We start from the raw sequence: 14,871 nt of genomic DNA, 5'->3' as shown, positions 1-14,871 counted from the left end.
ATAAAAACTAAGACCGCTGTTTCCAGAAAGTTCATCTTACTTAAAATTTACGCTATTTACTCATGAACAATAGCATTTGTTTTGCAATATTATTTCTTTTAAAATCAGCCACAAAGGTATCAAACGGATATTCTTTGTTTTTTTCAGTTTTTAGCTTTTTCACCTTATTTATAAATTCCTCTTTATTTTCAGGTTCATAGGATTCACCTATTCCATAGCTCTCAATCAATTCTTTAGATTCTCCTTCCACACCCAAGAGTATAGGTTTGTGCATGGCCGCCAGCTCAAATATTTTTGATGGAATCACAGATTTAAAGGTTGTCGACTTCTTGAGGTTTACGAGTCCTACATCTAAGATTGAAATGTACATGCCAACTTTATTTTTGGGTACCGAATCCAACATCGTAACATTTTTTAATGCTAGTTTTTCCTTTAGGTTAAATAGATTTTCTTTCTCCGCTCCTGAGCCCAAAAACAAAAAATGAATATTCGGGTCCTTGATTTCCTTAGCGGCGATTAATACAAAATCGAGTTTATGTGCCATCCCATGGGTACCTATGTACCCAATTATAAATTTTCCCTCTAAATCATGGTTTTTTAAAATCTCTTGGTTTTTTGGCGATGGTTGAAACAGCGAGTCATCGATTCCATTTTTAAACACTCCTATTTTACTGGATGGAATATTATGCGTTTCAATCAATTGCTTTTTAAAGCTATCTGTGACAGTAACAATTTTATAGGCAGTTTTATACATTCTTCTTTCCAAATACTCAAAATACCTGATGATAAAGTTGCTCTTCATAGCACCTACAGCTTTTATGGATTCTGGCCAAATGTCCCTCACCTCCATAATCCATTTTTTCCTTTTTAAAATGGACAGCCATCTACCTGCTATAGCGGTAAAAAATTGTGGAGACGTGGCTATAATCAAATCTGTTTTTATAAAAAGACCTGCGAATATTGCTGAAATCATAAAGCTGTTATAGTCCACAATTCTTTTTATGAAGCCTTCGTTGGCGGCAATATAGGTCCAAACCCGAATTACCCTGATACCGTCGATCCACTCTTCTTGTCTCAGTTTATTTTTATAGCCCTCAAAAACCTTCCCTTTTGGGAAGTTTGGTGCTCCGGTAATGACCGTTACATCTGCCCCTTGTTCTACCCATTCCTTGCAGTGCGCATAAGTGCGTGAAGCAGGGGCATTGAATTCGGGGGGGAAATTGTCCGTTAGAAAAAGAATTCTCATCTATTTACTTTTCTTATGGTTGTCTCTAAAGTTTGATTAAAACTCACCTCAATTTTAATTGCGCTTCTTCGGATATTGAAGCCTTCCGCAATATGGCATGACTGATTGGAAACCTTTATTCCCTCTCCTTTAAAAAAGATCACAATTCCTTCTGTTTGCAAAATGACTGAATCCTCCTCTTGTTCTATATTGATGATACTTGGATGGAAATGAAAATGTGCGACTGCACATTCTTTTTGGTTTTTGATACTATCAATTATTTTGAATCCACTATCCTCAATCCTAAACTCTCTTTCATGAAGGGTAGGGTAATATCCATTGTGAGAGGCTTTAATATAACTATCCCCTTCTTCAAGTTCAACGACCTTGGCCCTTTTGCCCACTCTAAAACCACCCCAAACCTGTGTCTGTTCTCTGTTGCCTATTTTAACAGTATTGTGTGCGGCGGTTTCTCGCTCTTTCTGTCTTAATTGGTTTTTTTCATAAGTTGAAGTTCCTGTATCCACAAGTATTGGCTTCTGGTCCACATACAGTTCAAAACTAAAAGTATCGGAATGCGCATGACCCAGTTGATAATCTGGACCAATATTTCCCACGTCCATAAAAACTTCAAAATTGGTCCTTTCGAACTTTCGATATCCAGAATCATCCAATCTACCGGATTTCCAATTAATACCAAGTTCTTTGGCATAATTAAAAAGAGTTTGGGATGATGGGGCAATTTCATAAGCACTATCATTTACCATAGGAATATTGCCGTTGGAAAAAGTTGCCGTTTGAAGCCATGAAAGCATTTTTACAACCTTCTCCTTTAATAATGGTAACAGTCTGTCAGACCTCCAAGGATTTGATTGGGCAAGATTTATACAGTCCAGTAAACGATGCAATAAAATCTGATGGTACATGGGAGACAGCTCAAAGTGGGCACCATCGTTCAAAACCTGTTCCTCCAATTCTGTTTTTAGAATAGATTCTACCTTTTGGTAAAGTTGTTCATCCTTGAAATAGTATGCTCCAAAAAATAGCGAAAATCCATTTTCCAAGAGATGGTTTCCCAATAGATGGTATTCCAGATTGTGGTACAGCCTCTGATAGTGCTTGTAAAGGGTTTCGTTTATAGCATGGTCCTTTATCTGGTTTCTTGAAAGAAACTTTATCCAGTTTATCCCTCTCAACGAAATTGGATAGGGTTCAAGCCCGTCTTGCAATTGCTTTTTGGTCTCCATGTAATCCTTGATTAAATCAAGGCCCTTTTTTGTTGTTATACTTTTTTGGTTGAGGAAATCAAAATAATTAAGGTTATAGGTCCACAATTTTCCAAAGCCACTATAGTTCCAATCTATCTGTCCCTGAAACTGGTGTGAAACATTTAGAAAGCAAAATGTTTTTTCCAAAAAAAAAGAATCAGCAAAAAATACAGGGTCATTCCATTTCAATGGCTCAATTTCCTTTATCAATGGTTTGTTATAAGCTGTATTGCCAAACTTTTTTCTTGCCAAATAATATAGTCGATAAAAAACCTGCTTTTGGCGCAGGTATCTAATAGTATTGATGAGCTTTAAAAAATTCATGCCAGCAAAGTATTCTTTTCATTGTAGGTAAGCAGTCCAATAAAAAAAAGCACGGGTAAAATCCCTGCTTGTCTGCTTAAAAACGGTTCAATCATACAAACGATAAAAACGATTCCTGTATAGATCATGAGTAAAATATTCTGATTGTAATATGCCCTGCGAAAAATTGATATAAAAATTCCAAAAAATAAAAAAAATCCAATAACCCCAGACCCGATATACGTTTTTAAAAACTCATTATGTGGGTCATATACGCCCTTATGTAGAAGAAATGTAAAGTCATTCTTTATCAGTTTTTCTTTCATTTTAGTATTGATGTCGCCAATGCCATAACCAAATACGGGTGCCTCGCCAATAAGCTCCAGGGAACACTTTGTGTATTGAAAACGTTCTATTAGGCTTCCTTCCTTCTTTTCGTTAATGGCCCCCATTTGTTCAATGGACTGACGGAACCTGGTTTTTGCCAAATAAAATCCCAAAGACATAATAAGAATGAAAACCGACATGATTATCATTCGCTTTTTTGCCTTGCTCTTTCTAAGCTTTTGGTAGGTAATGTAACACAATAGGGCCACCAAGAGCATGATGGCAATTTTGGACACCAATAAGAAGATTACAAATATGAATGTAAAGGCAACAATATATCTGAAAACTCTATTTTTTAAAATATCCTTATTAAAATAAAGAAACAAAAAGGCAGATAGCAGTGAAAAGGAAAAGTATAGCCTGTGCACATCGAACACGACAAAGTTTGCGCCACCATGGTATGCTATATAATGAAAAGTTTCCAGAGTTATGCCTTCATTGATCGTACGGTCAATGAAATAAAACTTTTCGGTGATAAAAAAATGGGCCAAATGGGCAAAACAGTAGAGGCATATCAAAAAGTTACTTATTACAAAAATTCGCATCATCTGGAATGATGGCCACTTTTTGACCAATAAAAACAAGAGGGGGGCTGCTAGATAAAACAACCTGTGTTCAATTGCTTTTAATCCATTTGATGTGTCAGTTGACCATGCTATTGTAATCAATTGCCACAAAAAAAGAAGAATGAAAAATATAAAGGAGCTTTTGAATGTTTGAATGTTGTTTGTGATACCAGACCGTTTTGCACGAAAGATTGCCATTAATATCATCAATCCTATTAATGGCACCAATATCTTGACATCTAACGGCAGTAAAAAAACAAATATGCCAGTGACCCAAAAAGTTACTTTTTCAAGATATTTATCTTTAACCATTCATCTATTCAATTGTGATCCATTGTTGCCTTTGTAAAGATTCTATAGCTGCAATGGAGGTCTTGCTTGTGTTAATTATTTCATCAAATGAAATAATTGGATTCCCCCCATTTTGCTGTTGATGTATTAATTCTTTAAACTGGTTAAAATGCCCTTTGTCCTGTTTGGAGGACATGTTCTTCCCGTTCTTAAAACCATAAGTCTTCAATTTTCTCCAATTGTCCATGATCATGGTTCTTCCTTGGGAATACACTTCTACACGCTCTTTGGAATATGCTTTACTGCCATTTGAAAAATAGTTGATTGTTGCATTGGCACCGTTTTCGTATTTTAGAAGAATACTGGCATTATCCGTGTTTTCTTTTGGGTTCATCCCCATCGCATTCATGCATACAGCTTTAACATTGCTCCCTGATAAATAATTACACAAATCGATGTAATGACAGGCTTCTCCAATTATTCTGCCCCCCCCTATTTCCATGTCATGTACCCAAACATCCGAGGGTATAAATCCGGCGTTCATAGTTGCTACGATATTCATTGGGCTATTATTATTGCCCAATAATTGTTTCATCCTTTTTGCAATCGGGGCAAATCTTCTATTGAAGCCGACGTTTAAACTAACATTTTGGTCTCTATATACATCTATTATTTCCTGAATTTCGGAATAGGTCAATGCCAAAGGTTTCTCAACAAAAACACTTTTTCCCGATTTTAAGGTTTCCAGCACCATTGGTGCATGCATATTGTGCTTTGTTGTAATTAAGACCAAATCCACTTCATTATCTCCCAGGATCTCATGATAATCCGAAGTGGACTTCGCGATTGAATGGCGTTTAGCCATAATCGTGGAGGATAACCCCCCTGAGCTGCCAATATATTTTATATGGGCATTCAATTTTTCTAAATTGGGTAAAATGGTTGAGCTTGTAAAGTTACCAGCTCCAATAATTCCAATAATCCCCTTTTTACCTTCAAAGGAAGTTTCCTTTATGGTTACGGTACTGCTTGGTTCACTTTCCTGATTGTACTCCAAAATTGAGGCAATTGACTTGGAACCGCTCATATCTCCATAAATATTTTGAAAGTCCTTTAATGGTACTCGCTCAGTAATTAAAGGTTTTACATCTACAGTGCCTTTTGAAATCGCGTTCAATATGGCTTCAAAATTTCTTTTTTCGGTCCAACGGACATATCCGATTGGATAATCATTACCTTTTTGTTCGTATTCCTCATCATATCTTCCAGGGCCATAGGAACAAGATACTTGGAATGAAATTTCTTTTTCGTAAAAATCTGCTCTACTAATGTTTAGACCAATAACCCCAACCAAGACAACCCTTCCTCTTTTTCTACACATTTTGGCTGCTTGTGAAATAATCTCATTGCTTTTATTGGATGCGGTAATAATTACTCCGTCGGCACCTATTCCCTTGGTATAAGATTCAACAAATTTTACTTGATCGGTACCCTCAGCCGGATTTATGGCCTTAATACCCTTTTCCGCGGCTATCCTTACCTTATCGGGATCAAAATCAAAACCAATAACATTGCATCCATTTGCCATAAGCAGTTCAGCTGTTACCAAACCTATAAGACCAAGACCAACCACTACCATAGTTTCACCAAAAGTTGGGTTCAATAATCTTATACCTTGCAACCCAATGGCGCCAATAACAGTAAAAGTAGCCTCGTCGTCAGTAACGTTATCAGGAATTTTAACCACCAAATTTTTGGGGATGTTCACATATTCTGCATGATTTCCATTCGAGGCAACACGATCACCAATTTGAAATTCCGTTACACCTTTACCTACACCAATTACTTCGCCCACATTACAATACCCTAGAGGCAATGGTTGGTTCAGTTTATTGCGGACAGAATCTATTGTAGGCTTTAGGCCATCGGTCTTTACTTTGTCCAAAACCATTTTTACTTTATCTGGTTGTTGTTTGGCTTTTTGGATAAAATTTGCCTTTCCAAACTCGACCAACATACGCTCAGTACCTAGGGACACCAACGATTTTTTGGTCTTGATCAGAACATGACCTGATTTTACCTTGGGTACTGGCACTTCTTCCAATATTGTTTCCCCGTTCTTTATATCTTGGATTATCTGCTTCATTTAGCTCAGTAATTTTCTTTTTTCATCTTTATTGGGGTAGTTTATCAAAACGGCCTTAAACTTTCCCTTGAAAACAAATAGGCTTCCGGCTGCCACACCAATAATCTTGTATTTGGCGATAACATTTTTAATGTCTTCCAAGCTACCGGCTCCTCCCAACACAGTTAATGGTAAATCTATTGCAGATCTTACCAAGTCGATTAAATTAATATCATAACCTTTCATTACACCATCATTGTCAATGGAATTGACTACAATTTCTCCTGCTCCAAGGGATTCAAATTTTTTAGCAAGATCTACAGGATTCTTTCCTGTGGATTTAGTACCGTTGTTTGTGTATACCTGATACTTGCCGAATAACCCCTTCTTTTTTACATCTAGTACTACAATAACACTTTGCACTCCAACTGCGTTCGCGATATCGGTCACTAAGTTTGGATTTTCAATTACAGCTGAACTAAGTGCTACCTTTTCTGCCCCCAGATGAATAATTTTTTTGGCATGTTCCACTGTTTTAACACCTCCTCCATAGCATAATGGCATTCGGGATTCGTTGGCAAGGTTTTCGATCATTACAAAGTCCGGTTCCCTTCCTTCTTTTGTGGCATCGATATCGAGGACCATAAGTTCGTCCACTTCCTTTTCATTAAATATTTTTACCGCATTTATGGGGTCGCCGACATACTTACCTTCCTTGAATTGAACAGTCTTTACAAGTCCTTTGTTCTTTACCAACAAACAAGGTATTATTCTTGAGCGAAGCATAGATTATAGGTTTGCGAAGTTTTTAAATAATTGAATCCCGTTGCTATGGCTCTTTTCTGGGTGGAATTGCATACCAAAAATATTTTCGTGGTTCACTGCTGAAGAAAATTCAAGTCCATATTCGGTTGTGGCTAGGATATCATCTTTTGAACTACAGGAAAAATAGTAGGTGTGAAGAAAATAAAACCCTTCTTCAAATCCTATATTATCAAAAATAGGATGCCTTTTTACTGGCTCGATACTGTTCCATCCCAAATGCGGCAAGTGAGGTTTGTGCTCAAAAATGTTACTGTCAAACTTCTTTACTTCCCCATCGATGAAACCTAGACCCTGCAGTTTTCCCTCATCACTGCGTTTTGCCAATATCTGCATGCCAACACAAACTCCCAAGACCGGTATTTTGTTTTCCAGTACCAATCGGTTTAATTCAGCCTGAAACCCAGAATCCAAAAGCTCCTGCATTGTTTCGTCAAAAGCACCAACACCAGGTAAAATCAGCTTTGTAGCGTCGCCAAGTTGTTCTGGGTTTTCAGCAACTACACATTCTATATCCAACTGTTTATAAATATTTAAAATGGCCTGAATGTTCCCAGATCCATAATTTACGATTTTTATCATCGCTTTCCTCCTTTTTCAAGTCCAAACATCCGCATCACCTTTGCTCCAATGTTATAGATGCTTTCTTGTGATTTGTAGTCTTTATATGTTTTGTTGGGCTCATCCATATAGCCTTGCAACTCTTCTACGGATATGCCCAATTTGTTGGCCACAAATTCAAAATCCTGTTTTATAGTTATTGGGTTGTAAGCAGGCTTTTCAAGTTCTTCCAATGCTTCTTCCCTAGTCATTTGGTTTGTTAATATCAAACTTGAAAACTGAACTTTTCTTGTGTCATATCCAAATTTCTTTGGCAGCCAATATGCTTCATAGAATCTGGTAAAGCGTGATTCAAAATGTTTTTGAGGGTATTTTTGGTAACCATAATTGTCAACCAAAAATTGCATGGCCTCATCCTTATTGTATGGAATATAGTCCAATGGCCTAATCAGCTTTATTCCTTTAAAATATGGCAAATATACTTTATGCCACAAGATATTGGTTACGGGATAATCTTTAAGTTTCCCGGTACCGTGTTTTTTATAAATATCCTTTAGTTGAATCGAATCTGACTGATAATACATCCATTCCAATGGATTTCTAACACATTCTGTTGAATAGTTGCCCCCAGTAAGAATATATTTGATTTTATGCTTAGAGGCAAATTTATACATGGTTGCAAAAAATGCGTGATCCTGAGGTGTATCTATATGTGGCACTCCTGATTTAAAAAACGCCAACTGCAAATCTTTTATTTCTTCCCAATTTATGACTTCTGTATAAAGATCGAGACCAAGACCGTCCACCAAACGCTCAATATTATTGACGGCAATTTGTGAGTTCCATCCGGCATCAACATGAAACACCAAAGGTCTTAAACCATATTTTTCCTTCATGGCATATAATAAGTAAGAACTGTCTATTCCCCCACTCATTCCCATTAGACAATCGAAATCCTTCCCCTTTCCTTCCTTTTTTATTTTGGCCACAATTTCCTTCAATCTTTTTTCCCCTCGTTCATCCGTGTGCCAATAGGGTAAAATATCATTATAGAATGTATTGCAATGGTCACATACTCCATTTTCGTCAAAAACAATTTTTGAGTCTGTTGTATCCATTACACAATTTGTGCATATCTGATATTCCATTATAGATTCCTCTTTACGTTTTTACTTAATTATTGTTCGATCGCTCTTTTGGCTATTTTGGAGTAGGTAAATCTTTCTACTCCCCTTCCCATAGCATTTGCTTTCATTTTTGAGTATAGCTCTTTGTTTTTGTATATGTCCAATATTTTATTTGCTATGCTTTTCACTGTGACCTCATCAAGAAATTCACAGTTTCCACCCACATCTACATGATCTATGTTGTTCCACTTCTTAAAAACACATGGCAGCCCAACTCCCACAGATTGTTCCCATAATACTGAATGGGTACCCGGAAAAAAGCCAAGGTCGGAAGCAAACAAAATAGAATATATATCTTGAGATGAAAGCCACCCTAAAAATATTATGTTTTTGTTGGCGGACAACCTTTCTATTTCAGCTTTCATCTCGTTGTTGGGCGATCCAAATATAATAAGCTTGATGTTGTCTGTCTTTAAGACTTCCATTGCCCTCATCAAGTAATGAATATTCTTCCTTCTATCAATCTTGCCTCCAGTAACAATGACAAAATCATTTTCTTCCAGCTTTAATTTTTTCCTCGTGCTCTTTCTAATGTTTTCCCGTCGAGCAAAATCAAATGAGCTATCATCAGCTCCCAACTCGAGAAGTTCAACTTTTCTTTCATCAATTCCATATACATTTTTGAAAAATTCGACCCGCAAAGGTAAGGTGCCGTAAAATTTTGTGGTGTATGGCTCTATTTTTTTTACACAATACTTATAGATTATTTTGTGTAGAATGTTTTTGGAAACCCAATTTCTTGCGCTGTTTATGAAATCTGTATGCCCATCCACATATACTTTGGCATCCTTTTTTTTCTTCACATAACGTACAATTTGATTGATGCTCAAAAATTGTGAATCGTGCAAAAATATAATGTCTGGTTCGAATCTGGACAGTACCTCTCCAAGACCGCTGTAAATTCTTAATTTCTTTACTAATATGTGAGGCAACCAGCTTACATATGGAATTCTGGAAACAGGGATTCCGTTTTCGTTAACATAAACACTTGGTTCCACATATCCTAGTGCCTTATTGTCCAAATAGGTTTCTGTAGATGCGACGATTTCAATATCGTGCCCCTGTATTTTATGCAGCTTAGGCAGAATGTTTTCTTGATATCCATAATTATCTATGTAAAAAGCCGCCAAACAACAGTGTAGTATTTTCATTCATTCATTTTTTGGATGAAAAGTTTTGGGTCCCTAATATAAACTGCCAACCTTATAAGTTTCTCATCAGTAAAGTTCCACCATTCAGATTTTAACAGTTCGGCTATAATCGATTCTGAGAATCTTTTCTTTATCTCGAGGGCCGGTACTCCACCTACAATCGTGTATGGGGGTACGTCTTTTGTGACAACACTACCCATTCCCACCACTGCCCCCGTCCCAATGGTAACGCCTTGTTTTATAAGTACATTTTGACCAATCCAAACATCATGGCCGATTTTTGTCTCAAGGATTTCCTTACGCTTGTGTGTGGCATATTTTTTTTTTACACTATCCCTTCCTTCATAAAACACAGGAGATGTGGAAACCCAATCGATTGGATGCATCCCTCCACCAACTATGACTCCATTGGCTATGGAACAAAAAGATCCTATCTCGGCATGGTTTATGTCGCAATTGTAGCCACAGAATGAATGTTTGTCCATTGAGGAGTTTACAAAACTGGTACCTGCCTCGACCTTTGATGTAGGATGAATTTTTGAGTGCGCTATTGCACTGCCCCTTATTTTTTTAAAAAATTTAGCCCAATAATAAATGAGTTTTTTCATATACCTTATTTTATCATTCGAAACTAATAGTTATCAGTTATTTATTGGTATAAATTGAAATGGTGCACATTGGTTTTCCCCCTTCAATATTTTGTACATAAAAAATAAAATCTGGGTTATCAATAACAAATATAGGAATAGCTTGTACTTTGACCTGCCCAAATAATACGCAATTGCCGCAAGACAAAAAATTTCAAACCAAATGAACAAATAATAGATTCGTCCTAAAATCTCATACTTCCAAAAGAAATTATAAAGTATGGCACCAAAAAAATATAAATTGTAATAGATTTTGAGCCTGGGGTTTTTCTGTAGAAAGCTTTTTGAAAGGATAATAACAAGGAGGCCAACCAAGAAAAAATAGATTCCCCCCAAACCCATACTCAATGGCTCGTCGAAGTCTTGTAAAAAACGTGTTACATAATGTTGGTATTTCGGAATCTTTGAAGCTCCATAAACTACCAAGCTCCTGACATCTATCCTATCACCAATTATAAAGGTGACAATATAGATGAAAACCCACTTTTTGCCAGTAAAGGAAATTTTGTTAATGAAAAAATAAAATGGGTATGCCATCAAAATACTGGTGTGAAAGGAAGATGCCAGCAATAAGTACAAGGAATATTTTAGCAAGGATTTTTCCTCGATATATTTAATTGCGTACATGAAGATGACCAAGGCGATGGTTTGCCGCATCCCGTTCATGGACGCAAAAAAGAATCCAGTAGTGAAGGCAAAAAACAAACCCCATTTTAAAAGATATGGGAAAACCTCATAACTTTTAATAAAATAATACCAAGTAATAAGAGCCGTAAACATGAAAAGGCTCCACGAGCCCAGCCCTAAAGCACTAAGTACACGTCCAACTAACCAATATCCGAGTTCATATCTGTTCCATTGGCCATTACCCTCCGCTATACCATCAAAATCATGTTTATATCCTAAAAAATCAACCCCCACATCATACCTAAGACCAATTACGAGCATCAATACAAAAAGGCCCAACATAAGGGGCCATCTCCAAATGGTCGTTCTTTTTCCAATACGAACCAGGCTGTTGCGGGCAACAAGTAATTTTTGGTTATGGGAAGAAACCGTAAACAATAATACCAACAATAAAAGATATATGATGTAGGCCAATATCATGTTTGGTCGTTGTTATAAATTCATTGAATATCAATATTCTCCATTATTTGCAACAGTTTTTTCTGTTCTATGCTCCAGTTAAAGACCGTTTTGGCAAATTTTGAAGACTTAACACAACTCTTGTATAATAATTTGTCCTCATTTAATTTATCAATTGCCTCGGTTATATCGTTTACATTTTCAGGATTCACCAGAATCCCCGCTTTTGCAACTTCATGCACGTGTTTTATTTCCGGAAAATTACTGGCTATGTAGGGTACTCCGACCATTATGGTTTCATATAGTTTGTTCGGTGCTGCCAGATAATAGCTAATAGAGACATTTTCGATTAAAACTAAACTAATATCTGCACTTTTGGTCCAAAAAAGTAGTTCTTTCCAAGGTACAGGGGGCAAAATATGCAAGTTGGCGAATCCAAAATCACCAGCTGTTTTTAATAACTTGTCCTTGTATTCTTCTGTAATAAATCCCAGAAGAACCAAATGGATTTTATTTTGGGTTTTAGATTTTGCGCAGGCTTTTATCGATACTTCCAGTCCTCTTCCAGGAGACAACATACCTTGGTATAATAATATTTTACTTGCCTTTGGTAAGTTTAGTTCCTTCCTGATCAGGTTTTCATTGTCCACATCCACATAAGAGGGAACATTTCTAATAACCTCAACTTTATCCAGACCATACCATTTTTCCATCAACTTTGCCCTTTCCAGATCTGCAGCTATTACCCCGTTCGATTTATTCAACATCCATTTCTCTATTTTAATGACCTGTCGATTCAAAAACTTATTCAATTTTTTATTGCCCACCCTTTTTCGGTCACCTTCCAGTTCATTCGCAGAATATATGAACTTGGTCTTGAAAAACTTTGAAATAACATATACGATTACCAAATCTTCAATTCCAATGGGTATATAAATATCAGCCTTTTGCTTTTTTGCGCTGAAATATAACCTGGCCATCCCTTCTAAAATTCTGAAGATGGAAAAAAGTGAACTTTTAAGCGCTCGGGATTTTATGGAAATATATGTTGTTTCATACGGATATTCTGATATGGGCTTGCCTCCTCTGGGCATAATGCTCAACACATTTACTTGGTATTTGCCACTTTGTTGAAGTGCTTGAGCAGTTCTGTGCACCCTCGAAATAAAGGTAATATCACTTGCTCTTATGATACAGATTTTCTTTTTCACGTATTTATATTGTAGTTCTGCCCAGAGTACTATTGATTATCCTAATAAACATTTTTTAAGGAACCCCAAGGAACTAGTTCTTTCATCTTGCATTATCTGATCTATTTTTTCATAATCAAAGTCGTCCTGCAGGACTTTTTCGTCAATGTCCTTTAGATTATGGAATAACCTGTCCTTTCTGTTTATAAGTCCCAAAAGATTCTCTATTCTGGTAATGCCTCGATTGGGATTGGACAACACAATGAACTTCTTGTTGAAAATTATGGAAAATACGGTGCAGTGGAACGAATCTGTTACAACTATTTCACTCTTACCAATATAATAAAGCCATTTTGCAACACTGTTAAATAACCAAAAGTCATACTTGTTGGAAATCTTTAACCCCTTGATTTTTTTAAATTTTAGGTTGTTTTTTTTGGCAAATGCCTTAAAAAATAATTTGTTCTCCTTCGAATCGTCCAAAAGCATATAAGACAATAAATTGTTTTTGCCTTTTTTAGCTTTTATTTCTCGTTTTACAATATTTTCATAATGGCTCTTGTCCAAGAGCAAGGTCGAATCAAGAACCAATTCAGCTTCTGCGTTGAAGATATCATTGCATATTTTTACTCCAGAAGCTTCACGCACAGAAATATGATCAAAGCGCTGTACCAAATTGCCAATTTCATTAGTAATCTCCTCATTACCTTCCCATTCATCCAAACCGAAACTGGCAGCGTATGATACTTTTTTATTCTGTCGGTTTACGAAATCAAAAAAATAGCGCCTCAGATTATCATGTTGTTCCCTGTAACGCCATACTTGGTCACTGCCAACAATAAAGGTGTCCAACTCTTTGTTCAAATCACTGATATCGCTGCCAATGGGAAGAATATCAATATACTTATTCCTGAATCTTGTGAAATTATATCCTAGCAAAAATCGAATTAAATCGAACAATTGTTGTTTGAGACCATTGGACGTTTTCGGCTTAAAATCAATAATCTTAACATCCAATCCCAATTCCTTTACCGCATTTAAGATCGCATAGGTTTGTAATAGCGCACCAAAATTGTTGTTGGAATAATGAAACGTTAAAATTCCTACTCTAAGACTCTTCTTCATGATTTAAGTTTGGGTAATTTATCCTTTATTTTTTTCAACTGTTCGCGTTCAAAGGTATCCATTCCAAACTGGTAAAACGTAAAAGCATATATTAACACTGAAATAAATCCGATTATAATAAGCTTAACTAAATTATCTGGCAAATAATATGCGGGTATTGAACAAACCAACAATGTAAGCAAGAAAGGTGGTATAATTTTGAAAATTACACTATGATAATAGAGTTTTAACGACAATCCCAATATTTTTTTGGAAATAATCAACCTAAACAAGCATGCCAAAAGCTCTATCATAATGAAAGAAATTAAGCCATAGTAGGCAGGGTAACCCAGTTCAAAGATAAGGTAAGCTATTGGTAGGTTAAGAATCAGTATAGTTCCTACAATAGACTGATAAAGTTTAATATTTCCAACTGATTGAATCGCTGTTTGAAGCCCAATGGTTAATTGGTTGGTTAAAGTGCCGCCCAAATAGAGCAACGAGAAGATAATTGTATTTTCAGGTATTTCCTTTAACCAAATTTTGAAAATATAGTTGATGTTGAACGCAAAGGGAATCAACAGAAAAGACAAGAGGAAAAAGCTGAACTTGGTTGCTCTCAACGAAAGTGAAATCATAAATTTGCGTTCACCTTTACCCTCATTTTTCATTATTTGGGGGTTTACGGCCTTTAGCATATTGGACGAAAAGCTAAATATTTGACTTCCCACTTGTGCGGCAACTCCGAATGATGCATTTACAACGGTTCCAAAAAACAGATTCATTATTACAGCCAACCCTTGGTTTTTGGCAACGCCACATAAAGCCCCAAAAGAATTCCAACCAGCAAAGGATGACATTTCTTTAAAAACTCTCACATCAAAAAGCTTAATTGATAGTGACCGACATTCATCGAAGTTGCTATAACAATAGAATGCTTTGATCAACCTTGTAGCTA

The 14,871-nt window shown here is 36.3% G+C and carries 13 protein-coding genes; all 13 read right to left on the bottom strand.

From position 1 onward, the window contains the following. Positions 1-52: 52 nt before the first annotated feature. Positions 53-1,246: a glycosyltransferase family 4 protein gene (locus J0656_RS02355; protein ID WP_207031219.1), complete on the bottom strand. Its 1,194-nt coding sequence runs from the start codon at positions 1,244-1,246 to the stop codon at positions 53-55. Then, positions 1,243-2,817, bottom strand: coding sequence for an alginate lyase family protein (locus tag J0656_RS02350; RefSeq protein ID WP_207031217.1), 1,575 nt, complete (start codon positions 2,815-2,817; stop codon positions 1,243-1,245). The genes J0656_RS02355 and J0656_RS02350 overlap by 4 nt, the downstream gene beginning before the upstream one ends. Further along, positions 2,814-3,731: an O-antigen ligase family protein gene (locus J0656_RS02345; protein ID WP_207031215.1), complete on the bottom strand. Its 918-nt coding sequence runs from the start codon at positions 3,729-3,731 to the stop codon at positions 2,814-2,816. Before J0656_RS02345 ends, J0656_RS02350 begins: the two co-directional genes overlap by 4 nt. Positions 3,732-4,065: 334 nt before the next feature. Continuing rightward, positions 4,066-6,186 carry a bi-domain-containing oxidoreductase gene (locus J0656_RS02340; protein ID WP_207031213.1) on the bottom strand — a complete coding sequence of 707 codons (2,121 nt, stop codon included), beginning with the start codon at positions 6,184-6,186 and terminating at the stop codon, positions 4,066-4,068. Further along, positions 6,187-6,951, bottom strand: coding sequence for an AglZ/HisF2 family acetamidino modification protein (locus J0656_RS02335; protein WP_207031212.1), 765 nt, complete (start codon positions 6,949-6,951; stop codon positions 6,187-6,189). 3 nt (positions 6,952-6,954) lie between these two features. Beyond that, positions 6,955-7,569 carry an imidazole glycerol phosphate synthase subunit HisH gene (gene hisH / locus J0656_RS02330; RefSeq protein ID WP_207031210.1) on the bottom strand — a complete coding sequence of 205 codons (615 nt, stop codon included), beginning with the start codon at positions 7,567-7,569 and terminating at the stop codon, positions 6,955-6,957. Beyond that, positions 7,566-8,696, bottom strand: coding sequence for an N-acetyl sugar amidotransferase (locus J0656_RS02325; RefSeq protein ID WP_207031209.1), 1,131 nt, complete (start codon positions 8,694-8,696; stop codon positions 7,566-7,568). The genes hisH and J0656_RS02325 overlap by 4 nt, the downstream gene beginning before the upstream one ends. Before the next feature lie 29 nt (positions 8,697-8,725). Then, positions 8,726-9,757 carry a glycosyltransferase family 4 protein gene (locus J0656_RS02320; protein WP_207031208.1) on the bottom strand — a complete coding sequence of 344 codons (1,032 nt, stop codon included), beginning with the start codon at positions 9,755-9,757 and terminating at the stop codon, positions 8,726-8,728. Between the two features lie 125 nt (positions 9,758-9,882). Further along, positions 9,883-10,494, bottom strand: coding sequence for a CatB-related O-acetyltransferase (locus J0656_RS02315; protein WP_207031207.1), 612 nt, complete (start codon positions 10,492-10,494; stop codon positions 9,883-9,885). Positions 10,495-10,527: 33 nt separating this feature from the next. After that, positions 10,528-11,640, bottom strand: a complete 1,113-nt coding sequence (locus tag J0656_RS02310) for an EpsG family protein (protein ID WP_207031206.1) — start codon at positions 11,638-11,640, stop codon at positions 10,528-10,530. Between the two features lie 20 nt (positions 11,641-11,660). Next, on the bottom strand, positions 11,661-12,830 hold the full coding sequence (locus J0656_RS20325) for a glycosyltransferase (RefSeq protein ID WP_207031205.1): 1,170 nt from the start codon (positions 12,828-12,830) through the stop codon (positions 11,661-11,663). 36 nt (positions 12,831-12,866) lie between these two features. Then, the gene (locus tag J0656_RS02300) at positions 12,867-13,934 is read right to left on the bottom strand and encodes a polysaccharide pyruvyl transferase family protein (RefSeq protein ID WP_207031204.1); all 1,068 of its coding nucleotides are present in this window, start codon (positions 13,932-13,934) and stop codon (positions 12,867-12,869) included. Beyond that, positions 13,931-14,791 (bottom strand): hypothetical protein, encoded by an 861-nt coding sequence (locus J0656_RS02295; RefSeq protein ID WP_207031203.1) that lies wholly within the window; start codon positions 14,789-14,791, stop codon positions 13,931-13,933. Before J0656_RS02295 ends, J0656_RS02300 begins: the two co-directional genes overlap by 4 nt. Positions 14,792-14,871 lie beyond the last annotated feature (80 nt).

This window comes from Flagellimonas aurea (genome assembly GCF_017313785.1).
Classification (GTDB): domain Bacteria; phylum Bacteroidota; class Bacteroidia; order Flavobacteriales; family Flavobacteriaceae; genus Flagellimonas; species Flagellimonas aurea.
This window is presented reverse-complemented; position numbering and strand designations above follow the sequence as displayed.